The organism is Maricaulis parjimensis, assembly GCF_016817355.1.
Lineage (GTDB): Bacteria > Pseudomonadota > Alphaproteobacteria > Caulobacterales > Maricaulaceae > Maricaulis > Maricaulis parjimensis.
The window spans coordinates 100,819-127,084 of the sequence record NZ_JADOTT010000001.1 but is presented as its reverse complement, the minus strand read 5'-3'; the positions used below and the strand labels follow the sequence as shown (position 1 = coordinate 127,084).

The following is a 26,266-nucleotide window of genomic DNA, read 5'->3' as shown; positions in this document are numbered from 1 at the left end:
CGTCAGCGACATGTCGCTGACGGCGTCTTTTTTGGTTCGGGCAAGTCGTGGCCAGGCCTCAAGGTGCGCAGGAGGCCGACACGGCCGCGGCTTCCGGCGACAAGGTCGCCACCCACTCTTCAATGGTTCCGGTAATCGGCCAGGCGGCTTCCAGCTCGGCTTGGACTTCCGCATCTTCTGCTGTGGCTTCCGCCATGCAGGAGCAGTAGGCCTCAGCGATTTCCGGCGGCGTTCCCTCCGGCGCGCCGGCCAGGCAGGCATCCTCGAACTCCAGCGCCGAGGCTGCGGACAGGCCCATGCCGGCAATGGTCGTTCCCAGAATCATCGCGCTCAAATCGGATTTCTTCATTCACATCTCTCCCTCTTTGCCCGCCTGTTGCGGGCACAACTGTGAGGGGAAACCATGCCGACCGGCGCACAATAACTGAAATCGTTTATGGGAATGAAAAACAATCAGCATGCGCGATGCTGAGAGCGCTGTGGCCTGAACCAACGTTCCCGATGATTTTCAAGACCGCTCCGCTTGGGTCTGTCTCCACCGCCGCCTGTTTCCGGCTCACGCCCGGACTTTCAAGACCGATCCGTTTTTGTCTGACACAACCGGAAAAACGCGTTAGCGTTTCAATGGGAGTCCAGAACAACAACCGGTTTGCTGTCGAGGCTCTCTTGCGGGGGCCGAATGCCAACTCCTTCAACGCAGACGATCAATACTGAGCTGGAACGCCAGGGCGAAATGCTCCGACAGGCGCAGCGCATCGCGAAAATCGGGTCCTGGGAGCTCGATTTGGGCACGGGCTATCTGTTCTGGTCCGATGAGGTTTTCCGGATTTTCGGTTTGTCTCCAGGCCAGATGGAGCCGAGCTATGAGTTCTTCCTGAACCAGATTCATCCGGACGACCGGGATATGGTCAACACGGCCTACCAGACGTCTCTGGAGACCCGAACCCCTTACCGGATCACCCACCGCCTGCAGGACCCGGAGACCGGCGAGATCCGCTGGGTCGAGGAGCAGTGTGAAACGGATTTCGGCGAGGACGGCAAACCTCTGACCTCCCGGGGTACTGTGCAAGACATCACCGAGAGCCGGGCGGCCGAGCTGGCGCTGGCGAAGAGCGAGGCCACACTCCACTCCATCCTGCACGCCAATATCGAAGCCATTCTCGTTGCCGATCCGCAGCGGCGCATTCGTATTTGCAGCCGCGGTGCTGAGCTGCTCTTCGGTCTTTCGTTGACGGAGATGGCGGATCGATCCCTCGACGCTTTCCTTCCGGATGCCGAGCAGTCCCGCCTCGCTGACGAGATCGACCGGGTCCTTGCGGGCGATCCCCGAGTGTCTGGCCTGCAGCACCCGCATGGCTATCGCATGCGACGCGCCACCGGCGAGGAGTTCCCGGCGGAGCTGACCTTCACCCTCAATGCTGCGGCTGACGAACGACTGGTAACCATCGTCATCCGGGACGTCTCACGCCAGCGCAGCTATGAGGAGGCCCTGCGCCTCGCCATGGAAAAAGCGGAAGCGGGCAGTCGCGCCAAGTCCGCCTTTCTTGCAAACATGAGCCATGAATGCCGGACGCCGCTGAATGGCATGCTCGGCATGATCGCCATCGCGCTGTCGTCGGATCTGCCCGAAGCCAGCCGTCGCCATTTGATGATCGCCAAGGAGTGCGGGGAAACCCTGACAAACCTGATTTCCGGCGTGCTCGACATGTCGCAGATCGAGGAGGGCAAGTTCACACTCAAGTCCGAGCCGTTTGATCTGGCGGCCGTCGTCCAGCGCGCGATCGATCTGCAACGCCCGGCCGCCGCGCCGAAATCGCTCGTCCTGACGAGCGATGTCGCCAGCTCGGTGGCAGACCGTTATCTCGGCGATGAAGCCGCGATGCAGCAAATCCTGAACAACCTCGTTTCCAACGCCGTGAAGTTTACAGAGTCGGGCGCCGTCGGGGTCCTGGTGAGTGCCAGCCCCGTCGACACCCGGACCGACCGGCTCACCATCGATGTCGTCGATACCGGTATCGGAATTGCCGAGGCGCACCGGGAGCTGATCTTCGGCCGGTTCACGCAGGTCGACGATAGCAGCACGCGAATCTATGGCGGTTCCGGGCTGGGGCTGGCGATCGTGAAAAGCCTGGTCGAGGCCAAGGGGGGGACTGTCTCCCTCAAATCCAATCCGGATTCCGGCTCGACTTTCACGTTGGATATCAAACTAAAACGGGCAGATGGAATGCCGGATGAGTGAAGCGGTGGACACAAATCGGCCAGACGTACTCGTCGTGGACGACGACCCGGTCAATCGGGAGATCTTCCGCTGGGCGCTTGAACCGCTCTGCAATTTGTCCGAACGCCCCAATGGGGTCGGGGTCGCGGAATATATCTGCGAAGCCAGGCCGGCGATTGTCTTCCTCGATCTGATGATGCCTATCGTCGATGGGGCCGAGGTGATTGACGGGGTCCGCGCCCTCTGCCCCCAGATGGTGTCGCGCATCGTCCTGGTCACGGCCGCAACCGAACACCCCAAGGCCGTGGCTATCTCGCAGGCCGGTGATATCCCGGTCCATGTCCGCCCTTTTGAAGACGAGAAGATCGTCGGTCTCCTGCAGACATACATCCAGTAGGTGCCGCCTTCTTCCGTGGAGGCGTTGGCACGCTCAAACAGCCAGCCGCCCGGTTCGCGTGAACCGGGCGACCTGACAGATGGCAGCTGAGCCTACTCGGCGCGTTCCAGGCCGAGCCATTGGTCGAACAATTCACCGGACGGGGTGTCCATCGAGGCTGGGCTGCGGGTGAGGTAGTATTCCTCGGAAGAGCGGTCGCTGCGGACGCCGACATGGGCCAGGTAGGGCGCGATGTCGAGAAAGGCTTCGGAGCCGCGGATATAGGCGTCGAAGAAATCGGTATAGTCCGCGCCAGAGATCTCATTCACCGCATCCAGTATGTCCCGGACCGCAAGCGTTCGGTCCATTCGTCCGAACCGGTCCATCAACAGGTGCATCACATCGTCCAGACCGCGCGCGCCCTGGGTGCGCTGGCGGATGTCCAGATCGAGGGCGAGTGCCATGGTCGAGCCACCGCCATAGACAAAGAGCCAGTTGTGCTGCTTGTCCTGCCCGGCTTCAACGAGGCTCAGGCGCTCTTCGGGCCAGCGATGGGTCGTGATGAAATAGCGTGCGAGGTAGTATTCCAGTTTGCGGAAATAGGTCGCCTGGTCGATCAGGCCGGTGCGCATCAGCGACAGGCTGCTGTAGTACTCTGTGAAGCCCTCGGTGAACCATTCCACGGCGGACTTGTCCTCGCCTCTCAGGAAGTTGGCGCCATTCCACAGGTGAAATAGCTCGTGGCCCAGCACGCCGGCCCAGGCAATGCGCGGACCGCCCAGTTGCTCCGGCATAATGACCATGTTGAAACTGCTGTAGAAAGCCTCTCCGTCGTGCTCATCGGCCGCGCGGATGGCAACGACATAATTGGTGTCCGGTGTTTCGCCGTAAATCCGGGCATATTCGTCCAGCAGGGTGTCCAGGACTTCCAGGAATTCCTCGCCGTATTCGCTGAGCTGGCGATCCAGGGCGAGCTCGATGCGCATCGGTCCGTTTTCGGTGCTGAGAAGATCGAAATCACCCAGAACCAGTGCGTTGGACACCAGGCTGTCGAGATTGGGAACCGCATAAAGATTGTCGGCGCCCGGCAGGCGCAGCCACGGCGACGCCATGCGCCAGCTGTCTGGCCGGTCAATTTGCACCGTCATTTGCTCATCGTGATCGGAATAGATGAAGAAGGCCCGTGTCACGCCATAGAAGGCGCCGTTTGACCAGGTGGGACGTCCGTCCTGCCCCCCGACGGAATCCCAGTCATACTCGTCCTGGGTGAGGTTCACCGTGTAGGACAGGTTCACGCGTGTGCCGTCCGGGACGTCGATGTCCCAACTACCCCAGCCGCCCTCTCGCAGGCGCGCTTCGACCGGCGTGCCGTCAGTCGTGGAGGCCTGCAGGTCCTCGACCCAGGTCGCCCAGCCATTTTCAAGGAAGGGCTGGCCATACAGAAACATGCGCAAGCGTTGACCGATGACGGTGACTTGCCCCTCGACGCGGACCTGGCGGGGTGTGTCGGCATCAAAGCTGAGTTGATAGTGGGATTGGTCTTGTGCGTCTTCGCCGGACGCGCTGGCGGGCAGGCTGATGCCCAAAGCCAGCATGGCGGACAGCAGGATCGCTTTCGCGACCCGGAAAACAGACTCTGATTTCATGATTAAAACCTCTGCAGGTGCCTTGCCCAGCGCCCTCAAAAAACATATATCATAATGATGATGGCCGACGAAATATTGTCAACTTTACAAATAAGAAAGACCAGCTACTTCGTCTATTCCGCCTTCTCCGCCTTTGCGGACAGGGGGAGGCAACCGCTTGCGGGTCCCTGGTTTGTCGCCGCGCTGGAGCCGTTCGGGCACAGCGCCGCAGCCGTGCGTCAGACGCTGTTCCGGATGTCGCGCGACAAGGAACTCAGCATCACCAAGGAGGGGCGCACCAATTATTACCGGGTGACGTCCTACAGCCGGACCGAAGTCGAGGTGGGATTTGAGAAGATCTTCACCGGTTCGGAGACTGCCTGGGACGGAGACTGGACCTTGGTCCAGTATTCCTTCTCGGACGACAATCGTGTGGACCGGGACCGGATGCGCAGCCTGCTGGAAGTCATGGGTTTCGCGCCCCTGGGGCACGGCGTCCATATCCATCCCAAGGACTACCGCGCCCAACTCAAGGCCGCGATCGACGAGCAGGGACTGACCGGCAAGATCAATGTGTTCCGCGGCAAGCGGGACGACATGACTGCTCCGGATGTCTTCGCGCACTCGCTCTGGGACCTGACGGCGATCAATGATGTCTACAAGGCTTTCATCGACAAGTACCAACCACTGGAGGCCGCGCCCCCCTTGAGTGATCAAGACGCATTCGGGGTCCGTTTTGCCCTTGTCTTCGACTATCTTGAAGCTGCCTGGCAGGACCCGGAGCTTCCCGGGCCGCTGCTTCCCGATGACTGGCTCGGCGCAGAGGCCCGGCGCTTGGCGGCGACGCTCTATGACACTTATCTGCCGCAGGCGAAGCGCCATGCGGCCGCACTGTTTTGAAGGGGTGTGGCTGTGAACGGCCGCACACATTCCGCATGACCAAATTCCGACCGGGCGCGCTCTTTCTGATCCTGTGCCTTTCCCTGGCATTTCAATCGTCCGCGGTGGCGCAGCCGGTGATCACCGTGACGCCGGAGGCCCCGCTTGTCGATCAAGCTCTTGATATGCGTGTCGAGGGGCTGGCACCGGACAGCATCGCCACTCTCATCTTGCAAGCCGTCGATGCCGATGAGCAGGCTTTCACCGCCTATGCCACGTTCCAAGCGGATGGGGCGGGGTTGATCGATCTCTCTGAAACCCGGCCGTTGAGCGGGACGTATGATACGATCGATCCCATGGGTTTGTTCTGGTCCATGACCGTTGCGGGCGACCGCTATCAACGGGCCGGCTTCAGCCTCGGAGGCGGCAATGAGATCGCCATGGAGCTATCGGTCCAGGTCGATCGCGAGGTCCAGGCGTCCACGATGATTTCGCGGCTGCTCCGCGCGCCGGATGTCACAATCTCGGATGTGCAGGAAGGCGGGCTCTATGGTCGCCTGTTCCGGCCGGGCGGCCTGGAAGGCGAGCGACCCGCCGTGATTGTCATGGGGGGATCGGAAGGCGGCGTGGACAGCGCGGTGATGCAAGCCCAGCTGCTGGCTTCACGGGGCTATGTTGCGCTTGCCCTTGGGTATTTTGCTTTTGACGGGGAGGGTGATCTGCCGAGTTCCCTGCAGGACCTTCCGTTGGAGTATTTTGACGGCGCTGTTGACTGGTTGGCCGCGCAGCCCTTTGTTGATGGTGACAGGATTGCCCTTCTTGGGGGGTCAAAGGGTGCTGAAGCCGCGCTGCTGACAGCCGCCTATTTTGACAATGTCGCCGCTGTGATCGCCATCGCGCCGACATCCCATGTCTGGGCCGCGCCTTTCGCCAGCGATGACCAGTCTTCCTGGTCGTTGGACGGTGAGCCCCTTGCCTTCGTCCCCTATCGCAACGATCCGACCTATAACCCGCCGTCTGGATTCCCCAACGAGCTCTATCGCCATTACGGCTTCGCTTTGGAGACGCTTGCCGACAGCGACAGCGCGATCCCGATAGAGCGCACGACGGCAGCGGTTTTGCTGATCGCCGGCATGGATGACCGCATCTGGCCCTCTGCGGAGATGTCGCGCCGCCTGATCGCGCGCGCTGACGCCTACGGAGCGCGATCGAACGTGACCAGCTTTACTTATCCAAACGCCGGGCACTCCTTTAACGCGGCCCGGCTGCCGACAAGCTGGACACCCACAGAATGGAGGCGCTGGCCCAATGGCGGGACAGCGGCCGGCAATGCGGCCGCTCATGCTGCGGCCTGGCAGGCGATACTGGACTTTCTGGAGGCCATGTAAGGGCGAGCGAAGGTCCTGAAAAAGGGAAGGTGGCAGCCACTGGCCAACCCTTCGAGGGGGAATGTGTCCGATACCAAAAAAAACCTGTACCTGCTGGAGCTTGCAGGCCTAACCTTCCGGGAAAGACGCGCAGAATCGCCAGGGGAGGTCGTTATGTCTGTTTCTGATCAAGTGCCGGTGCAGTCCGGTTTCGGGCCCAAGTCCACCGGGCGAGACGTCCTGGACGGTTCTGATCTGTCCGGAAAGACTGCGATTGTGACGGGCGGATATAGCGGGCTGGGTCTGGAGACGGTGCGCGCGCTGGCGGAAAAGGGCGCGCGGGTGATCATTCCCGTGCGGTCTCCGGAGAAAGCCGCGGAGGCGCTTGCCGGGCTCCAGGGCGATATTGCGACTGCGCCGATGGATCTGGCCGATCTCACTTCAATCGCCGACTTTGCTTCTGGCATGCGGGACCAGCTGAAGCGAGTTGATCTTCTGATCAACAATGCCGGGATCATGGCCTGTCCTGAAGGTCGCGTCGGGCCTGGCTGGGAGATGCAGTTTGGCGTCAATCACATGGGGCATTTCGCACTGACCCGGGCCTTGATGCCGCTGCTCGAAGCCACGCCCGGCTGCCGTGTCGTGGCCTTGTCCTCGACCGGGCACAAGATCTCCGGCATTCGCTGGGATGATCTGCATTTCGACACGGGTGATTACGACAAATGGCAGGCCTATGGGCAGGCCAAGACCGCGAATGCCCTGTTTGCCAACGCTCTCTCGCGGCGATTGAAGGCGACGGGCGGGCTGTCCTTTGCGGTGCACCCTGGCGGGATCTTCACACCGCTCCAGCGCCATCTTCCCAAGGAGGAAATGATCGCGCTGGGTTGGCTGGGCGAGGATGGCGAGCCCTCTGAGCTGGCCAAGCAGGGCTTCAAGACGCCCGGGCAGGGATGTTCCACCACGCTGTGGGCGGCGAGCGCGCCCGTGTTGGAAGGGAAGCCGGGCGTCTATTGCGAGAACTGCGACATCGCCGCGCCGACAATCCCGGACAGTCCGATGGCGCGCTATGGCGGTGTCGATGCCCATGCCTGTGACGATGAGGCCGCCGAGCGCCTCTGGTCCATCAGCGAGGCGCTGCTGGCTGAAGCCTAGTCGCTGAGGGCAATAAAAATGCGGGCCTGCCAGGGGCCGAGAGCTACTTCGCTTCCCGTGTCCAGCTCGAGAGCGTCGTCCGTGTCGAAATCGCGATAGAGACCCGCTATCGGTCCGTCCTCGAGCGTTGCTGTGACCGGGGCGGCTGACCAGTTGAAGATGGCGAGAACGCCACTCTCCGCATCGCGACGTGAAAAGGCGAAGACCTGATCGTCCTGTGAGGTGCTGACCGGCTGCATGACGGCGCCGGCGGCGCCATTGTGCAGGGCGGGCGTGTCCCGGCGCAGGGCGATGAGGCGGGTGTAGAGGTCGCCGATCGGGTGTTCCCGCCAAATGATCGGATCGCGTTCGAAGAATTCCAGCTGATCCATGTTTCCGGCTTCCTGGCCATTATAGATCATCGGGATGCCGGTTCCGGTGAAGGACAGGGCGATCACGGCTTCCAGGGCATCGCCGAACCGGTCGAACTGGGTGGCTTCCCAGGAATTCTGGTCATGATTGGCGACATAGCGCAGACGGTAGGCGTCGCGCGGCCAAGCATTGGCATCCTCATATAGGTAATAGCCCCGCACCGCGCCGGCGCCCGCGTCGTTGAGCGCGACGTCGTGCATCATATTGTTCCAGCTCCAGGCATAGGTGGCGTCGAAGGCGTGACGGTGAAGGTCGCGCTGTTCCCATTCCGCTAGCATGAAGACCGGTTTGATGGCTTCCAGATCGGTACGGACACGTTCCCAGAAGTCCAAGGGCACGAAGCCGGCGACATCACAGCGGAAACCGTCGAACCCGACCTCTCGGACCCAGAATTCCATGGCTCCGGCCATGTAGTCGCGCAGATCAGGATTGTCATAGTTGAAGTCGACAACGTCGGACCAGTCCGTGCCGGGCGGAGGTTGCATCTCTCCGGCCCAGTTGCGGGAGTACCAGTCCGGGTGGTCTTCAACGAGCGGATTGTCCCAGGCGGAATGGTTGGCGACCCAATCGAGGATGACCTCCATGCCCAGGTCGTGGGCGGCATCGACGAAGGCTCGGATATCGTCCAGCGTGCCCAGCTCGGGGTTCACATCCGTGTAGTCGCTGATCGAGTAGGGACTGCCCAGCGTGCCCTTGCGATTGACCTCGCCAATGGGCTGGATGGGCATGAGCCAGAGGATGTCGACTCCCATCTCCGCCAGGCGCGGCAGCTGGTCCTGCGCGGCCGTGATGGTCCCGTCCGGCGTGAATTGGCGCAGATTGATCTGATAGAGGACAGCGTCCCGTGCCCAGTCGGCATGTGTGACGCTGAGCGAATCCGGAGCCGGATTTGCGTTGCTTTGTGCACATGCGGGCAGGGTGACCAGCACACAGGCTGCGCTCGCAAGGGCGAGGGTGCGAAGTTTCATCATGATTGGCCTCCCGGGCGGACCATTCTGTCTGACGGGCGCTATATTCTATATCGCGAAGTATGGTCACTCTTGTGCTCCTTGTCGACAAATTTGCAGAAATTTGCAAAACAGGAAGGGCCCATATCCGGACACGAAAGACCGGCTTAAGCTGACGGGGTGTGTGGCGCGAAACGGGGAGCGGCATGACAGACGCGGGATACACATCAGTCGTGATCGTTGGCGGGGGCTCTGCCGGCTGGATGGCGGCGGCGGCCCTGGTGCATGCCACGGGCGGCCGGATTGCCATTGAGGTGGTCGAGTCCGAGGCGATCGGCGTCGTCGGTGTCGGCGAGGCGACCATTCCGCCGATCAAGCTGTTCAACCAATTGCTCGGCATTGACGAGAATGAGTTCGTCCGTGCCACGCACGGCTCATTCAAGCTGGGCATTGAATTCGTCGACTGGTCACGCAAGGGGCGCAGCTATTTTCACCCGTTCGGCACGCATGCCCGGGACTTCGACCGGGTGCCGCTGCACCAGTACTGGCTGCAGGTACGGGCGGGCGGGGATGATACGCCCTTCGATGAGTATTCGATGGCCTGGCAGATCGCGCGGCGGAATGGGTTTTCGCCGCCGGCCCAGGATCCGCGCCTGGTCCAGTCCACCTTCGACTACGCCTATCATTTCGACACCATTCTCTATGGCCAATTCCTGCGCCGTCGCGCTGAGGCCGCTGGCGTGAAACGGATCGAGGGCAAGGTCGTCGAGGTGCGTCAAGCGGCCGAAACCGGGCATGTCGAGACCCTTGTCCTCGAGGATGGCCGCACTGTGTCGGGCGACTTTTTCATCGACTGCACCGGGTTTTTCGGCCTTCTGATCGAGAAGGCTTTGAAGACCGGCTATGAGGACTGGACGCACTGGCTGCCCTGCGACCGCGCAGTGGCCGTGCCCTGTGAAAGCGCGGAGCCTTTCACCCCCTATACGCGGTCCACGGCGCGCGAGGCGGGCTGGCAATGGCGTATCCCGCTGCAACACCGGACGGGCAATGGCTATGTCTATTGTTCGCGCTTCGTCGAGGATGATGCGGCGACGCAAACCCTGATGGGCAATCTGGATGGAAAGCCGCTGGCCGAACCGCGTCATTTGCGTTTCGTGACGGGGCGCCGGAAGCAGTTCTGGAACCGCAATGTCGTGGCGCTGGGGCTCGCGGCCGGCTTCATGGAGCCCCTAGAATCAACCAGTCTTCATCTCATCCAGAGCGGGATCATGCGCTTTCTCGCACTCTTCCCGGACGGCCAGAATGATGCCTTGAATGCACAAGAGTTCAACCGGCTGACGGTTGAGGAATATGAGCGGATCCGGGATTTCCTGGTGCTGCACTACCATGCCACGACCCGGAAGGATGGCGAGCTCTGGCGGTATACATCCTCGATGGATATCCCAGACAGCCTCGCCTACCGGATGGAGCATTTCCGGGCGACGGGAAGGCTGGTGTCGCCGGGGCCGGAGCTATTCCTCAATCCCAGCTGGCTGGCTGTCTATCTGGGGCAGGATGTGATCCCCGAGGCGCATGATCCGTTGACCGGGATGACAGGGGCGGATGGTGCGGCGCGCCTCGCAGGCATCAAAAAGGCGATGCAGGACGTCCTGCCGCCAGTCCCGTCACATGCCGCCTATATCGAGCGCTTCTGCAAGGCGGACATCTAGGCGTTCATCACCGCGGGGCAGTGCTGTTTCAGGAAATCCTCGTGCCGGGGAAGGCGGCGGGCGGCTTCGCCGACTATCTGGCGGATATTGGCCAGCATGCCGGTGAGTTCGGACTCGCTGAGACTGTCCGCGATCGGGTGATAGCCCTTTGGCGTGATGCCCTGGCCCAGCATGACCTGGAGCCAGCTGGAATCGGTGAAGAGGTCTTCTTCGCGATGATAGAGGCGGCCATTGGCGCGGAAGAGATTGATCTTCTCGCTGAGACTGTCCGGCACGGACATGGTCTGGCAATCCTTCCAAAAGTCGGAATCCTCACGCTCATTGGCGTGGTAGTGGAGGATGATGAAGTCCCGGACGCGCTCAAATTCCAGGACCATCTGACGATTGTACTCGTCCCGGTCGGCGGCATCGATATCCCCGGAGGGGAAGAGGGAAACGAGGCGTGAGACGCCGGATTGGATCAGGTGGATCGAGGTCGACTCCAGGGGTTCCAGGAAACCCGAAGCCAGGCCCAGTGCCACGACATTGCGGTTCCAGAATTGTTTGCGGCGGCCCGTTGTGAAGCGGATCACGCGGGGGTCGGCCAGTGGTTCACCTTCCAGATTGTCGAGCAGGATGTCAGTCGCTTCCTCCTCGCTCATATGGGCGCTGGAAAAGACATGGCCATTACCGGTCCGGTGCTGGAGCGGGATGCGCCACTGCCAGCCAGCGCTGTGGGCGATGGACTGGGTGTAGGGGCGGATGGGTGCTGTCGCATTGGATGAGGGGAGCGGAATGGCGCGGTCACAGGGCAGCCAGTGGGTCCAGTCCTCATAGCCGGTCTCGAGTGCCTGCTCGATCAGCAGGCCCCGGAAGCCGGAACAGTCGATGAAGAGGTCGCCGGCGATTTGTTCGCCACTGTCCAGGGTGAGGTGGGTGACATGCCCGGTCTGCGGGTCAAGCGCCGTGTCGCGGATCAGTCCTTCGATCCGGGTAACACCGTGGGCTTCGGCATAGCTGCGTAGGAATTTGGCGTAGAGCGAGGCGTCGAAATGATAGGCATAGGCGATGCCGGACAGGGGTGAGGAGCCAACCTTTTCCAGCGGGGCGAAACGCATCTCCCGCGCGGCGGCCGTGTTGAGGCAATGATCCCAGAGCGTTTCCGGGGCGCCGTTGAGCCGGGCGCGCATCCAGTAATGGTGGAAATGGATCTGCTGGATGTTGAGACCGATATTCCCGAAATTGTGCAGATAAGCATCGCCCTTCTGACGCCAATTGATGAATTCGATGCCCAGCTTGAACGAGCCATTGGTCTGCGAGACGAAATCCCGCTCGTCGATTTCCAGAGCGCGATTGAGGTGCTTGATCTGCGGGATGGTGGCTTCGCCAACACCGACCGTGCCGATCTGCTCGGATTCAACGAGGCGAATGTCGAGTTGGGGGCCCAGGAATTTCGACAGGGCGGCTGCGGCCATCCAGCCGGCTGTTCCGCCACCGGCAATGACCACGGATCTGATGCGGTTGGGGTTCATGGTGCGCTCGCTCGCTTCGTCGGACCAGCTTGCCGCGGATCAGTGGGGCGTCAATGCGACGGGTCAGAAAAAGAAAAGCCCCTGCCGGGGGAAAGATCGGCAGGGGCAGGAGGCTCGGAAAAGACCCAGCGGGACTAGCGTCGCCAGCTGATGCCGAGGAGATAGGTTGCGCCGTAGGTCTGGTAGTCCTTCACCTGACGCGGATCGTCGTTGAGATAGGTCACAAAAGCCTCGTCCGTCAGGTTGTTGCCCTGAAGGTAGACATTGAGACCGTCGAAACGACCGCCGGAGAATTCATACCCGATCTGGGCGTCGACAACGCTTTCCGCTTCCACGTCACGGAATTCGCGGCCGGCACCGAAGCCGGTGACTTCACCGAGGAATTCGGAGCGCCAGCGGTTCGAGATACGGGCCGAGAAGCCGGCTTCGTTTTCATAGAAGACGGTGATGTTGCCGACACGCTCGGACAGGCCCGGGATCTGGATCGGCGAAGAGAAGCCGGTCGGGGTGATCTCGCTGTCCGTATAGGACCAGGAGGCCATGACGCCGAAGTCTTCCAGGAAGGTCTGGCCGAAAATGTCACCCGGAATGGTGGCGGCCAGTTCGATGCCCTGGATGTGCCCGCCTTCGCCATTGGACGGCTGGCTGACTAGGCCGGTGTCGATGCCCGGGTTCAGCGCGCGCATTTCCGCGGCCGTGATCGGGTCGCCATTGGCTTCCTGGAAGGAGACCTGGTCGATGATCGCGCTGACATCCACCGACGAGGAGGAATTATCATACACGAAGTCCTGCAGGTCCTTGTAGAACAGCGCTGCGGAGAGATAACCGCCGCCATCGGCGAAATAGTGTTCGAGCGAGATGTCGAAACTGTCCGCGATGTAGGGGCGCAGGGCCGGGTTGCCGCCGCTCAGGCGGAAGAAGCTGCGATTGTTCGCGATGTCGATCCCGGTCGTCAGGGTCGGATCGAGGGCAAACGCATCCGGTGTCAGCAGGACGCTGCTGTCGGTTGAGATTTCCTGGCTGGCGCGGATCTGGTCCATGCGGGCCCGGGCCAGCGTGCGGGCAGCACCCAGACGCAGGAAGGTGTTTTCCCGAAGCTCGAAGGAGAAGTTCGCGCTGGGCAGGACTTCGGTGAACTCGTCACCCAGCGTCACGGTATCCAGGACGAGATTGCCCTGTGGGTCCCGTCCGATGCGGGCGCCGGTGGAGGACTGTTCCGTCTGGACGATCTGGACGCCGAAATTACCGCGAACCGGCACGGAGCCGAGCTGGGTGTCGACATTGGCCATCAGGTAAGCTGTGGAGACCTGTTCCTCGACACCCCAGGCCTTCGTCACGACGTCAGGATTGGTGTTCGGACGCAGGCTGTAGACGCCGGAATTGAGCACGGCGATCGGGTCATAGGAGACCATTCCGCTAATGCCCAGGAAATCCAGCGAAGTCGGGGAGAGCAGGAGATTGCTCGGGATGGGTGTGGTGTTGGTTGCGCCCGGATTGGCCAGATCGATGAAGTCCTCGACGGAGGTCTTGTTTTTCTCGCGATCGGTCAGATAGATGCCGCCCTCGATGGACGAGATCCAGCCCTGGGAGAATTCCCGCTCCGCCGACAGGCGCAAGGCAGAGAGCTCGTCTCGTGTGGACGGGCGCTTGATGAAGCCGGCCTGACCCCAACCCTGCGGGTCGGTGAGCAGGAACAGGCTGGGATCGGCATAGTTCAGCGATGAGTTGAAGACGAAACCGCCATCACCCAGCGAGAAGCCGAGATTATCCGAGGCGCCATTGCCGAAACCGGCGCCGGTGCCCGTATAGGTCTCCAGATCCGTATCGTCGCGATCGACGGAGGAGAAGGAGATGTCGGCTTCCAGCAGCCAATTCTCGTTCGGGCGGAATTGCTGGTTGATGCCGAAGGAGAAGATGTCGGCTTCACGGAAGCGCGTGTCATTGCGGACCACGCCTTGGACGCCATTGAACTGACCCTGGGTCACAAGGCCGTTCTCAATTGTATAGCCCGGCTGCAGCGACGCGCCCGACCATTGCAGCGGCAATTCGATGCCACGCAGGATGCCGACATCCTCGAAACGGGAATAGAAGGCGTCAATCGTGGTATGCCATTGCGCGCTGGGTTCGAATTCCAGCGTGCCGACGAAGGCGGTGCGCTCGAGCTCGCGGCTTTCCACATAAGGCTTGGCGCCACCGATGACGAGTTCGCCGGAGCCAACAGTCGGATAGCCCCAGGCGTCCCAGCGCTCGCCCTGGGTCGGGGAAGATTGGAGTGCGAAGCCCAGAGCCAGGCCGACCGTGTCATTGGCAAACTGGTCGACATAGAAGCCGGTCAGGCGGTGGCCGCTGTCTTCGGAGCCGGCATTTAGGGCACCGTATTCATTCCACTCATAACGGGCGGACAGGGCGATCGTGCGCTCATTCTGCTCAAGCGGGCGAATGGTGCGCAGGTCGGCCGTGCCGGCCAGGCCCTGGCCAACGAGCTGGGCGTCCGGCGTCTTGTAGACAAGGACGGAGCTCAGGAGTTCGGACGGGTACTGGTCGAATTCAACGCCGCGATTGTCGCCGGCGGTGACCTGTTCGCGTCCATTCAGGAGGGCGGTCGTGAAGTCCGGTCCGAGGCCGCGGACGGAAATGACCTGGGCGCGGCCGCGCAGGCGCTGGGCGGCCAGGCCCGGCAGGCGGGCCAGCGATTCCGCAATCGAGTTGTCCGGCAGCTTGCCGATGTCTTCAGCGGAGATCGCTTCGACGATCGATGTCGATTCCCGCTTCACTTCGATGGCCGATTCAATGGCCGAGCGGAAACCGCGGACGGTGATGACTTCGGTGTCGTCATCATCCTGGGCAATCGCCTGTCCCGACAGGGCCAAGGCGAGGGTCATGGTGGATGCGGCAGATGACAGCAGCCAGCCACGACGCGAGTTCGTGTGGTGTTTCATTGACTTCCTCCCTCCGGGCAAACGGTCTTCCGCCTTTGCCCTTCCGGAATGCAAATTAGTGAGAATTTACTATTCAGGCAACCAGCAAGTTTGCGAAAATGTCATGTGGAAGAAAATCTGATGCGGGAATGCATCATGTCGATAGGGCGCTCAAATGGCTCTGTAATGCGTGAATTATGCGAAAGCATTCCGAATTGACAGGTGATTTCCTTTCCTGCAAATTTTTGCAAACAATGAGCAAAATGAAAACCGCAACCAATTGCGAAATGCCCTATAATCTAAGGGGTTCAGGGAGGACGCTGTGGCTTTGACGGCGCAGACGGAAAACGCATCAACCGCAGCGGACCAAGCTGAATGGTGGCGCGGCGCGGTGATCTACCAGATTTATCCGCGCAGCTTCTTTGACTCCAATGGTGATGGTATTGGCGACCTGCCGGGCATTACGGCCAAGCTGGACTATGTCGCTTCGCTGGGCGTTGATGCGATCTGGCTGTCGCCCTTCTTCACCTCGCCCATGCGCGATTTCGGGTATGACGTGTCCGATTACCGGGATGTCGATCCGATCTTCGGCACGCTGGCGGATTTCGACGAGCTGATGGCGCGGGCCCATGCACTGGGGCTGAAGGTGCTGATTGATCAGGTCTATGCCCACACATCTGACGAGCACGCCTGGTTCAAGGCGGGCCGGGAAAGCCGTAATGGCGAAATGGCGGACTGGTATGTCTGGGCCGATGCCAAGCCGGACGGGTCGCCGCCGAATAACTGGCAATCGGTTTTTTCGGGGCCGGCCTGGACGTGGGATGCACGGCGCGGCCAGTATTACATGCACAATTTCCTGCCCGAGCAGCCGCAGCTGAATGTCCACAATCCGGATGTGCAGGAAGCCATTCTCGACACCGTCCGCTTCTGGTTCGACCGGGGTGTCGACGGGATGCGCCTGGATGCCGTGAATTTCATGATGCACGACCCGGCGCTGACCGATAATCCGCCTGTGCCGGCGGGGCAGGGAAAGCGCACGCGGCCCTTCGATTTCCAGCACCATTATTACAACCAGTCCCATGCCGCGATCCCGGACTTCCTGGCCCGGATCCGCTCGCTCACGAATGAGTATGAGGGGCGGTTTCTTGTCGCCGAGGTCGGGGGTGAGCGCGCGCAGGACGAAATGAAGCTGTACACACAGCCGCCCTCGCACCTGCATTCGGCCTACGGCTTTCTCTATCTTTATGCGGATGCGATGAGCGAGGACCTGGTCCGTGAGGCCGTCGCCATGTGGCCGGATGATGCGGTCACGGGCTGGCCGTCCTGGACCTTCTCCAATCATGACGCACCGCGCGCGGTTTCGCGCTGGGCCGAAGAGGCGATGCGCAAACCCTTTTCCGATCTTGCCTTGCTTCTGCTCGTCGCGATGCGCGGCAATGTGATCCTTTACCAGGGTGAGGAGCTCGGCTTGCCACAGGCGCAGGTGCCTTTTGACCGCCTGCAGGACCCTGAGGCGATCGCCAACTGGCCGCAGACCCTGGGTCGGGATGGTGCCCGTACGCCGCTTCCCTGGGTCGAGGCGTCCGAACATGCCGGTTTCTCGAGTGCGGAGCCCTGGCTTCCCGTGGATGAGCGCCATCAGGCGCTTGCCGTGGACGCGCAGGAGGCGCGTGCGGATTCAACGCTGCATCACGCCCGGCGTCTTGTTCGTCTGCGTGAGGCATGGCCGGTATTGCGGTCTGGCGACATGCGGGTGATCGACAACGGGTCCGACGCTGTCCTGGCCTTTGAGCGCGGCGAGGGGGCGGAGGCTCTGCTGTGCGTTTTCAATCTGACGGACAGAGTGCGGAACTGGGTCTTGCCAGAGGGCTGGATCGTGATCGAAAGCGTGAACGGTCCCGTGGCGGAGGGTGTCTTGCCGGCCTATGCAGGACTCATGGCTCGCCGGGCCTAACCGCCGCAGCTTTCCCGGACGATGAGGTCGGTCGACAGGCGCTCCGAGCGGCGTGCCTGCGGCCCCCTGAAATCCAGCAGCTTTGACAGCATAAGTCGTCCCGCGGCGACCATGTCCTGATCAATCGTGGTCAGGGACGGGTTGGAGTAGCGCGAGAAGGAGATGTTGTCATAGCCGACAACGGCGACATCTTCCGGCACGCTCAGTCCATCATGTTGCAGGGCGCGGATGGCACCGAGGGCCAGGACATCACTGGCCGCGAACAGGCCGTCGAACTCAACGCCATTCTTGATCAGGGCATCGGTCGCGGCTTCCGCAGATTCGATGTCGAAATGGGTCGGGATGACGAGGTCCTCATCGAATTCCAGGCCTTCTGCCTCCAGGGCATCGCGGTAGCCGCGATAGCGCTGCATGACTTCGGGGGCTTCGGACTGGCCTAGGAAGGCGATCTTCTTGCGGCCGAGGCGGGCCAGGTGACGGGTGGCCCGCTCGCCGCCGCGCTGGTTGTCCGATCCGATCGAGCAATAGCGTTGCTCGGGCAGTTCTGCGCCCCAGACCACGAAACGCTTTTCGGTTTCGGCAAGCCGGTTGAAGTCGCCGTGCAGCGTGCTCTGGCCGACAAAGATGACGCCTTCGGACCGGTGTGCCGTCACTGCCATTTGCAGGTCCTCAAAGGAGGCTGGAGCAACGTGGGAGATGTGCACATCGCAATCGCGTTCGCGGGCGGCGTCGCCGACGCCGGCGAGGAGTTCGAAGAAGAAGGGGTCGGACAGGCGAGAGCCGCGGCCCTGAGGGCGTGGGACGACGACGGAAATCGTGGCCTTCGCGCCGATCGGTCCGGCGGGCATGTGCCGGCGGAAGGGATAATCCATCTCCCGCGCGAGTTTCCAAATCGCCTGCTTGGTCCGCATGTTGACAGATGGGCTGTCATTGAGGGCGCGCGACGCTGTCGAGACAGACACACCAGCCTGTTTCGCCAGATCTTCCAGTCGGGTCGTTTTTTTGGCCACCGCTGCGAATTTCCCCCTGATATTACGAGCTTAGGATTGCCCGCCCTGTTTCGGCTTGGCAAGAGAGCCCGCCGGAGTGATTGTGAACTCCGGCTGCCAGTCTCATGATCATTGCAAGATTTGCATTAATTTGAAAGTCTGATCGCGCGCTACCCGCCCTTAGGTGCCAGGGCGACGACCGGACCCAATTCTCCCGTGAAACAATAATTTCGACGAACGCTTATGCTTGCCATAAGGTGGAGAAGAAGGCTCGACACCGGGGCCTGGTTGGCGCAAAATCTGAAAAAATATGAAAACGGGGAGAGGGGCATGCAAAAGCCCGCGCTGGGATTCTGGCAGATCTGGAATATTTCCTTCGGCTTTTTCGGCATCCAGATGGCGTTCGCCCTGCAGGGCGCCAATGTCAGCCGCATTTTCCAGACGCTGGGAGCTGATGTCTCCAATCTGGCGATCTACTGGCTGGCGGGACCCGTGACGGGTCTTCTGGTGCAGCCCTTGATCGGACATTTTTCTGACCGGACCTGGGGCCCTCTCGGGCGGCGTCGCCCTTACTTCCTGGCTGGGGCTGTCCTGTCGACGGTCGCGCTCTTCTTCATGCCCAACTCGCCCTATCTGTGGGCCGGCGTGGTCATGCTCTGGGTGTTGGATGCGTCCGTGAATATTTCCATGGAGCCTTTCCGGGCCTTTGTGGGTGACATGCTGCCCAGCCGTCAGCGCACGCAGGGCTTTGCCATGCAGACGATCTTCATCGGCGCGGGCGCGCTTCTGGCCTCGGCGATGCCGGCGATCCTGACAGATGTGTTCGGTGTGGCGACGACGGCTGAGCCGGGCGTGATCCCGGATGCCGTGAAGTTTTCCTTCTATATCGGCGGTGTCTCGCTCTTCCTCGCCGTGGGCTGGACGATCCTCTCGTCCAAGGAATATTCCCCCTCGGAGATGGTGCAGTTCCGCGAGCCGCCGGGCGTGTTCCGGGAAGGGGCTGAGCAGGAAGTGATCACGCCGCGTTCGGCGACCTATTTCCTCGCCAATGGTGCCAGCCTGCTCATGGTGGCGCTGCTGGGCAGTTTCGCGATCTTCCGCTTTTCCATGGCGCCTGAGCTCTATGTGCTGACTGCGACAGCGGGTGGGCTGGGCGTGTTCTTCCTCGTCCACGCGCTCGCGAAATCGCGGGATATGACGAACAATCTGGTCTCTCACATCATTGGCGACCTTGTGGCCATGCCCAAGGTGATGCGTCGCCTCGCCGTGGTGCAGTTTTTCTCCTGGTTCGCGCTCTTTATCATGTGGGTCTATGCGACCCCGGCCATCACCTCGCACCATTTCGGAAGCGCGGATCCGACCTCGCTCGCCTACAATGAGGGGGCCAACTGGGTTGGCTGGCTCTTCGCGACCTATAATGGCGTGTCGGCGATCTGGGCGATTGCCCTCGTTGTCATCTCGGCGCGGATCAATCGCCGCGTGGCGCATGGCATCAGCCTGACCGCGGGCGCGCTGGGTTTCGCGTCCTTCTTCTTCATCGCCGACCCGCAATACCTGCTGGTCTCGATGGTCGGTATTGGCATGGCCTGGGGCTCGATCCTCACCATGCCCTATGCGATCCTGTCCGACGCGCTGCCATCGAAGAAGATGGGCATCTATATGGGTATCTTCAATTTCTTCATCGTGCTTCCGCAAATGGTGGTGGCCGGTGTCATGGGGCCCATTCTCACCAATTTCCTGGGCGGGGTGCCGATCTACACCTTCTTCATCGCCGCAGCCTCCTGGGCGCTGGCCGTGTTGAGCTTGTTCCTGGTGCCCGGGCGCGGGCAGATCATTCCGGCCGAGGTCGAATGAGCTGACTGAAACTCAGGCAAGCGCTGGGCGCCGGCAGGGACCTGCCGGCGTCCCTTTCTTCTCGGGGTGGCCGCCTAACGCGCCTCACAGACGACGAAATCCAGCGCCGGCACAGTGACGGTCAGGGCGCCGCGGGCGCGGCTTGCAGCCGGGCAGTCTCCGGACAGGCTGTTCCAATCCATCGCTGCCCCGTCCACGGCAAAGCTCAGCGTCGCGGCTTCGCTTTCCCCATTGAGGGCAATGATGATTTCCTTGCCGGTCTCCGGATCGGTGCGGCTGAGAACGAGTGTGCTCTCTTCATGGCCGGCGAGGCGGACGCGCTGTTCTCCGCGGCGCAGGGCGGCATGGGATTGGCGGATTTCCGCCATTTCAGCGATCGCCTGATAGAGCGGATGCTCGGTATCGAAATTGTCGTCGGCCGTGCTGGCAACGGTGCCGACGAGGTCGTTGTCATTGTATTCGTCGACCTGGCTGGGGAACATGTTTTCGCGGGCCTGCTGGTCATGTCCGTCAGACACGAAGCCCTGTTCGTCGCCGTAGTAAATGGTCGGCGTGCCGCGTGAGAAGAACATCAGCGCATTGGCCAGTCGCAGTCGCGCAAACATGTCCGCATCACTCATCTCCGGATGGGCTTGACGCAGGAAGCCGGAGAGCCGGCCCATATCGTGATTGCCGAGGAAGGTCGGCAGGACATGGGCGCCGGTCGAATAAGCGCTATCGGCCGTGAACAGCGTCTCCAGGCTTTCGCCCGGATAGCCGTCGACGATGAAGCCGCGGGCAGCGCTCTGGAAGGCAAAGTCGAGAACAGCCGGCAGGCCGGCTTCATTGGTATAGCGGGCCAGCTGGGCCGGGTCGAACATGTAGACTTCGCCGAACATGTGGAAATGCTCAATGCCCAGGCCGTGGGCATGGTCCATCATTTCTGCGGAAAAACGCTGCCAGAACTCCGGCTGGACATGGCGCGCCGTATCGATCCGGAAGCCGTCGACCCGGAATTCCGTGATCCAGTCCTTGTAGATATCAATCATGCCCTCGAGCACACGTGGGTGCTCGGTATTGAGGTCGTCGAGGCCGGAGAAATCGCCATAAAGCGCGCTCTCACCATACCAGAAGCTCTCCCCCCGATTGTGATAGAGGGTCGGATCGTTCAGCCATTCCGGGTGGAGCGTTGGTGCGGTTTCCGGAACGTAGGGCGTGTAGGCCCAGCGCGGGTCAGTCAGATTGGCGTAGTTCTCTGCCGTCTGGTTTTGTGGGTCGTCACCCCGGAAGCCCTCATTGATCGGTTCTCCCGACGCATCGCCCCGTGTGGTCCAGGGGTAGTTGCCTTTGTCGCGATAGGGGCACTGGCCCTGCGGGTCGATATAGAGATCTGAGCTTGGGTCGTGGCATTCGCGATAGGCGATCACATCCGCCGTGTGATTGGTGATGATGTCCATGTAGACGCGCATGCCGCGGGCATGGGCGGCATCGACAAAGGCACGGAAGTCCTCACGCTCGCCGATATGGGCGTCCGGGCGAGTGAAATCGGTAATCCAATAGCCGTGATAGGCGGCGCTCTCCTGACCGGGTCCGCCTTGCACAGCCTGGTTCTGGAAGATCGGCGTGAGCCAGATTGCCGTGGCTCCCAGGCCCTGGATGTAGTCCAGGCGCTGGGTCAGCCCGGCGAGGTCTCCGCCATGATAGAAGCCGCGATGGGTCGGGTCGAAGCCATGGTCGAGCCGGTCGCCCGCAATGCCGCCGGTATCATTGGACGGATCGCCATTCTCGAACCGGTCCGGCATGACGAAATAGATGATTTCGTCGCGGGCATCGCGATCCGTCAGGCCGGCGATGGAGACCGGTTCGGCTTCGTCCTGCGCAGCGGCGCAGCTGGCGGCGAGCAGGCTGGTGCCGGCAAGAAGTGCGCGAGAGAAACGCGAAATTTGCGACTTCATGACAATGCGCCTCCCTGCGCAATTTTGTTTGTTGTAGCGACGATACAACGGGCATTGTGCGGCTTGCAAGCACAGGTCACTCATTCATGTTTGCGAAAATTTGCAGAGTGTGAGCATGATGCGGAAAACAAGGATTGGGAGGTCCTCTTGCAGAAATTTGCCGCTGGCGCCTGGAGCGCCGTTTTGCCGGCCGTGGTGCTTTGCGCGTCCCTCAACGCGCCGGTCCTGGCCCAGGATGATCGTTCTGTCATTGCCTCACCGGATGGACGCCTGTCAGCGGAATTCTGGAGCGAGAACGGTCTGCCGCGCTATCGCGTCCTTTATGACGGCGAGGATGTGATCTCTGCATCCTCCCTCGGCCTTCGTTTCGTCGTGGCCGGAAGTCTCGACCGGGATCTGGAAATTGTCGGCGAAAGCCGGGCGTCGCAGGACCTGACCTGGGAGCTGCCCTGGGGCGAGCGCCGTGTCGTGCGTGACCATCACAATGAGCTGCTGGTCTCCTACCGCCACGAGGAGGAAGCGGAACGGGGTTTCGACATCCGGGTCCGGGTCTTTGATGAGGGGCTGGGTTTTCGCTATGAAGTCCCTGTGCCTGGTGGCGAGCACCGCGCAATCGTGGATGAGGTCACCAGCTTTGCCATGCCGCAGCAGGCCACGACCTGGTGGACGCAGGCGGCCGATTACAACCGTTATGAATACATCACCCGCACGACGCCGCTGATCGACGTCGAGACGGCGCATACACCCTTCACGGCGCGCCTGCCGGATGGGGGTGTCCACGTCGCGATCCACGAAGCGGCCCTGGTGGACTATTCCGGCATGCGTCTGGACCAGCAGCGCGAAGGTGTGCTGACCGCGGAGCTGGCGCCGGGCCCGGACGGTGTCGCCGTGCACAAGGATGGTGATTTCATCACGCCCTGGCGGACCATCCAGGTGGCCGAGGATGCCGTCGGCCTGATCAATTCCGATCTCATCCTCAACCTCAATGAACCCAATGTGCTGGGCGATGTCTCCTGGGTTGAACCGGGCAAATATGTCGGCATCTGGTGGGGCATGCATATCGGAACGATGAGCTGGGGCTCCGGGCCGATCCACGGCGCGACCACCGAGAATGCCATCGAGTATCTCGATTTTGCTGCGGATAACGGATTTTCCGGTGTTCTGGTCGAAGGCTGGAATATCGGCTGGGACGGGGACTGGTTCTCCAATGGCGCGTTGTTCTCCTTCACCCAGCCCTATCCGGACTTCGACATCGAGGCCGTCACCGACCATGCCCGCGAGCGCGGCGTCCGGCTGATCGGCCATCACGAGACCTCGGGCCATCTGACCAATTACGAGAACCAGATGGAGGATGCCTTCGCGCTTTATGAGCGGCTCGGTGTAACCCAGGTGAAGACCGGCTATGTCGCCGATGCCGGGGATCTGATCCGGCTGGATGAGCAGGGCGAAGAACGGCGCGAATGGCATTACGGCCAGTACGCCGTGAACCATCATATCCGCGTGCTGGAGACAGCGGCGCGTCACCACATCTCCATCAATGCCCATGAACCGGTGAAGGATACCGGCCTGCGCAGGACCTATCCGAACTGGATCTCCCGCGAGGGCGCGCGGGGGCAGGAATTCAATGCCTGGGGCGTGCCGCCCAACCCGCCGGAGCACATCTCCATGCTCGCCTTTACGCGTATGCTGGCGGGGCCGATGGATTTCACGCCGGGGATTTTCAACCTGACCTTCAGCGGTCCGGACAGCCCGAACCGGGTCCAGACGACGCTGGCCAAGCAATTGGCGCTCTATGTCGTGATCTACAGCCCGATCCAGATGGCGGCTGACCTGCCGGAAAACTATGCGATCAATCCGGATGCCTTCCAGTTCATCCGGGATGTGCCGACCGATTGGGAAAACTCCGTCGCGCTCCAGGGTGAAGTGGGTGACTTCGTGGTGACCGCTCGCCAGGAGCGGGGCGGCACGGACTGGTTCCTCGGCGCGGTGACGGATGAAGAAGCGCGCACCCTGAGCGTGCCGCTGGATTTCCTGGAGTCGGGGCGCCGCTATCGCGCGGACATCTACAGCGATGGCGAAGGGGCTCACTGGCATGATGATCCCTATCCGGTGAGCATTGAGCATCGCGAAGTGAATGCGCAGGATGTGCTGGAACTGGATCTGGCGGCTGGTGGTGGTACGGCGATCCGGTTTGCTGCCCTGGACGGGTAGCACGACGGACAATCCGGGGTCGCCCATGGCAGACGCAAGCTTTGAAGGCCTGGCACCGGTTCGCGAATGGACCGGCGTCGATCGTGCCCGTTTCGAGGCGGACATCCAGCCGCTGGGTGCGCCGGCCGTGATGCGCGGCTTGGTCGCCGACTGGCCGCTGGTCCAGTCGGGTGAGCCTTCAGCGCTTTGCGGGCAGCTCAAATCCAGTGCGGCAGACTTGCCCGTGAGGCCTTTCCAGCTCGAACACGAGAAGGGAAATCGCTTCTTCTACGGACCGGATCTGCAGAGCTTCAATTTCGAGACGTGCGAGATGACCCTCGGCGAGATGCTCGATGCTCTGCTGGATCGTATCGACAGGGAGGGCGCCGATGCCCTCTATGCCGGGGCCGTCCCGGTCAGGGATGCGCTTGCCGGAATTGCCGACACGCACGTCATGCCCTTGCTGGATTCGGGTGTGGAGCGGCTGACATCGCTGTGGATCGGCAATCGGACGCGGACAGCGCCGCATTGGGATTTACCGCAGAATATCGCCTGCGTGATCTCTGGCCGGCGACGCTTTTTGCTTTTCCCGATCGAGCAGGTGGAGAACCTCTATATCGGTCCGCTCGATTTCACCCTGGCGGGACAGCCGATCAGCCTGGTCGACCCGCAGGCACCGGACCTGGCGTGCTTTCCGCGTTATGCGGAAGCGCTGAAGCATGCACAGACCGTGGTGCTGGAGCCTGGCGATGCACTCTATCTGCCCAGTCTGCATGTCCATTATGTGGAGTCGCTCGATCCGTTTGGCGTCATGATGAATTTCTGGTGGCGGGACGGGCCGGAGCATTTGGTGACGCCCTTCCTGACGCTCTTGCATGGTTTGCTGACCCTGCGGGGTTTGCCAGCTGCCGAGCGACAATCCTGGAAAGTGCTGTTCGAGCGCTATCTGTTCCAGGATGAGGAAGACCCGATGGCGCATTTGCCGGACGACGCCCGCGGGATGTTCGGGAAGGCGGATGCTGAACGGCTGGCGCGGATCAAGATGACGGTCGGACGGGCGCTGAACCGCTAGGCTCAGGGCACGCGGTGGCCGCGAGCGGCTTCCAGGACCTCATACCAATCCTGGACATCCATCTCGCCAAAACGGCGAAGTCCCTCGACCTGTGCAAGCAACCGGTCGCTGCGGCAAGTGCCAAGGATCGGAAGGGCGCCCAGGCGGCGGACCCAGGCAAGGGCCGGAATGGCCGGATCATCCAGTCCGGCCGTTTCGGCCAACCGGTTCAAAACCACCGAAACACGCTTGTCGCCGGGGCTTTGCGGATCAAACAGGCGGCTGCCACCCAGCGGCGACCAGGCCAGAAGCGCCATGCCGGAGCGGCGGATATGGTCCAGGCTTCCATCATCCAGGGCGGCGGCGTGCAGGGGTGACAGCTCGATCTGGTTTGCGGCGATGTGTGCTGTCGATGCGGCAGCCAGGGTGTCGGTTTGCGTGGCGGAGAAGTTGGACACGCCAAAGGCGGCGATCTTGCCCTCCCGGACGAGGTCTTCCAGAGCGCGTGCGGTCTCTTCGGCTTTCATCAGATAGTCGGGCCGGTGCAACAGGTAGAGGTCGATCTGATCACATTTGAGCGCCTGCAGGGATGCCTCGGCCTGGCGCCGGATGAAGGCGGCATCGGACCGGTAATGGTGCAGCCGCACGCCGGCTTGGCCTGGGCTTTTGAAGCGCACACCGCACTTGGTGATCAAGCGCAAGCCTTGCCGCTGATCTGGGGAGAGCCTGGACAGGGCTTCGCCATGCAGGGCTTCGACCTGACCATCATCATAGATGTCGGCGTGATCGATCCAGTCGACGCCGTTATCGAGACAAGTGGCAAGCATGCGGGCAAAACCGTCGGCAGACGCGGTTTCCGCACTCTTGCGGGCGCGCATGGCGCCCCAGATCGCCAGGGTCTTGTCAGGGCTGAGTGTGGATATCGGCACGGGGATGATCTCGATGCAAGCGAAGTCAGGGCGGGTGGAAGTCTTTGTCATTTATGGCCAGCGCGGGCTGGGCGAGGCAAGCCAATCCATCGGTAAAACCGGTCGGCAGGCCTTGGTTTAAGGTGCGCAAGACAGGCGGCCGTGTTAACCTTTTCCAGAGGTAAGGTGAGGGTGCGCCTGGCGGGGGAGTTCCTGCATGGCGTGGTAAGGCGGTTCGCGCGAGAAGGGAGACAACTCCCCATGCGTGAACAT

Annotated in this window: 18 protein-coding genes; 10 read left to right on the top strand and 8 right to left on the bottom strand. The window is 61.7% G+C overall.

Going from position 1 to position 26,266, the window contains the following annotated elements; translation table 11 throughout:
- Window positions 1-58 precede the first annotated feature (58 nt).
- Window positions 59-349 carry a hypothetical protein gene (locus I0K07_RS00410; protein ID WP_203290695.1) on the bottom strand — a complete coding sequence of 97 codons (291 nt, stop codon included), beginning with the start codon at window positions 347-349 and terminating at the stop codon, window positions 59-61.
- A gap of 330 nt (window positions 350-679) precedes the next feature.
- On the opposite strand from I0K07_RS00410, the gene I0K07_RS00405 reads away from it, so the two are divergent.
- Together I0K07_RS00405 and I0K07_RS00400 are read left to right on the top strand one after the other, a co-directional pair.
- Complete coding sequence (locus I0K07_RS00405) at window positions 680-2,239, top strand: PAS domain-containing sensor histidine kinase (RefSeq protein ID WP_203290694.1); 1,560 nt, start codon at window positions 680-682, stop codon at window positions 2,237-2,239.
- Window positions 2,232-2,615 (top strand): response regulator, encoded by a 384-nt coding sequence (locus I0K07_RS00400; RefSeq protein WP_203290693.1) that lies wholly within the window; start codon window positions 2,232-2,234, stop codon window positions 2,613-2,615. Before I0K07_RS00405 ends, I0K07_RS00400 begins: the two co-directional genes overlap by 8 nt.
- Window positions 2,616-2,707: 92 nt before the next feature.
- Here I0K07_RS00400 and I0K07_RS00395 read toward each other — a convergent pair whose 3' ends face one another.
- The gene (locus I0K07_RS00395) at window positions 2,708-4,240 is read right to left on the bottom strand and encodes a M61 family metallopeptidase (RefSeq protein ID WP_203290692.1); all 1,533 of its coding nucleotides are present in this window, start codon (window positions 4,238-4,240) and stop codon (window positions 2,708-2,710) included.
- Window positions 4,241-4,453: 213 nt separating this feature from the next.
- Here I0K07_RS00395 and I0K07_RS16005 point away from each other — a divergent pair, with 213 nt between their 5' ends.
- The 3 genes from I0K07_RS16005 (at window position 4,454) to I0K07_RS00380 (ending at window position 7,617) form a co-directional block, all read left to right on the top strand.
- Window positions 4,454-5,119 (top strand): PaaX family transcriptional regulator C-terminal domain-containing protein, encoded by a 666-nt coding sequence (locus tag I0K07_RS16005; protein WP_203290691.1) that lies wholly within the window; start codon window positions 4,454-4,456, stop codon window positions 5,117-5,119.
- Between the two features lie 35 nt (window positions 5,120-5,154).
- Window positions 5,155-6,486, top strand: coding sequence for an acyl-CoA thioester hydrolase/BAAT C-terminal domain-containing protein (locus I0K07_RS00385; protein ID WP_203290690.1), 1,332 nt, complete (start codon window positions 5,155-5,157; stop codon window positions 6,484-6,486).
- Between the two features lie 153 nt (window positions 6,487-6,639).
- Window positions 6,640-7,617 carry an oxidoreductase gene (locus tag I0K07_RS00380; protein ID WP_203290689.1) on the top strand — a complete coding sequence of 326 codons (978 nt, stop codon included), beginning with the start codon at window positions 6,640-6,642 and terminating at the stop codon, window positions 7,615-7,617.
- Here I0K07_RS00380 and I0K07_RS00375 read toward each other — a convergent pair.
- Window positions 7,614-8,999 carry an alpha-amylase family glycosyl hydrolase gene (locus I0K07_RS00375; protein WP_203290688.1) on the bottom strand — a complete coding sequence of 462 codons (1,386 nt, stop codon included), beginning with the start codon at window positions 8,997-8,999 and terminating at the stop codon, window positions 7,614-7,616. The genes I0K07_RS00380 and I0K07_RS00375 overlap by 4 nt on opposite strands.
- 182 nt (window positions 9,000-9,181) lie before the next feature.
- On the opposite strand from I0K07_RS00375, the gene I0K07_RS00370 reads away from it, so the two are divergent.
- Complete coding sequence (locus I0K07_RS00370) at window positions 9,182-10,684, top strand: tryptophan halogenase family protein (protein ID WP_203290687.1); 1,503 nt, start codon at window positions 9,182-9,184, stop codon at window positions 10,682-10,684.
- Here the strand turns inward: I0K07_RS00370 and I0K07_RS00365 are convergent.
- Both I0K07_RS00365 and I0K07_RS00360 read right to left on the bottom strand, forming a co-directional pair.
- Complete coding sequence (locus I0K07_RS00365; RefSeq protein ID WP_203290686.1) at window positions 10,681-12,195, bottom strand: tryptophan halogenase family protein; 1,515 nt, start codon at window positions 12,193-12,195, stop codon at window positions 10,681-10,683. The genes I0K07_RS00370 and I0K07_RS00365 overlap by 4 nt on opposite strands.
- Before the next feature lie 134 nt (window positions 12,196-12,329).
- Window positions 12,330-15,134, bottom strand: coding sequence for a TonB-dependent receptor (locus tag I0K07_RS00360; RefSeq protein ID WP_203290685.1), 2,805 nt, complete (start codon window positions 15,132-15,134; stop codon window positions 12,330-12,332).
- 301 nt (window positions 15,135-15,435) lie between these two features.
- On the opposite strand from I0K07_RS00360, the gene I0K07_RS00355 reads away from it, so the two are divergent.
- Window positions 15,436-17,067 (top strand): alpha-amylase family glycosyl hydrolase, encoded by a 1,632-nt coding sequence (locus I0K07_RS00355; protein ID WP_203290684.1) that lies wholly within the window; start codon window positions 15,436-15,438, stop codon window positions 17,065-17,067.
- Here I0K07_RS00355 and I0K07_RS00350 read toward each other — a convergent pair.
- Window positions 17,064-18,077 (bottom strand): substrate-binding domain-containing protein, encoded by a 1,014-nt coding sequence (locus I0K07_RS00350; protein ID WP_203290683.1) that lies wholly within the window; start codon window positions 18,075-18,077, stop codon window positions 17,064-17,066. The genes I0K07_RS00355 and I0K07_RS00350 overlap by 4 nt on opposite strands.
- Before the next feature lie 309 nt (window positions 18,078-18,386).
- Between I0K07_RS00350 and I0K07_RS00345 the strand changes: the two genes are divergently transcribed.
- Window positions 18,387-19,910, top strand: coding sequence for an MFS transporter (locus tag I0K07_RS00345; protein ID WP_203290682.1), 1,524 nt, complete (start codon window positions 18,387-18,389; stop codon window positions 19,908-19,910).
- 74 nt (window positions 19,911-19,984) lie between these two features.
- On the opposite strand, the gene I0K07_RS00340 is transcribed toward I0K07_RS00345, so the two are convergent.
- Window positions 19,985-21,844, bottom strand: a complete 1,860-nt coding sequence (locus I0K07_RS00340) for an alpha-amylase family glycosyl hydrolase (RefSeq protein ID WP_203290681.1) — start codon at window positions 21,842-21,844, stop codon at window positions 19,985-19,987.
- 192 nt (window positions 21,845-22,036) lie between these two features.
- Between I0K07_RS00340 and I0K07_RS00335 the strand changes: the two genes are divergently transcribed.
- Window positions 22,037-24,055, top strand: coding sequence for a glycoside hydrolase family 97 protein (locus tag I0K07_RS00335; RefSeq protein ID WP_420828474.1), 2,019 nt, complete (start codon window positions 22,037-22,039; stop codon window positions 24,053-24,055).
- Window positions 24,056-24,080: 25 nt separating this feature from the next.
- Window positions 24,081-25,106 carry a cupin-like domain-containing protein gene (locus tag I0K07_RS00330; protein WP_203290679.1) on the top strand — a complete coding sequence of 342 codons (1,026 nt, stop codon included), beginning with the start codon at window positions 24,081-24,083 and terminating at the stop codon, window positions 25,104-25,106.
- A gap of 2 nt (window positions 25,107-25,108) precedes the next feature.
- On the opposite strand, the gene I0K07_RS00325 is transcribed toward I0K07_RS00330, so the two are convergent.
- Window positions 25,109-26,065, bottom strand: coding sequence for an aldo/keto reductase (locus I0K07_RS00325; RefSeq protein WP_203290678.1), 957 nt, complete (start codon window positions 26,063-26,065; stop codon window positions 25,109-25,111).
- Window positions 26,066-26,266: the final 201 nt, after the last annotated feature.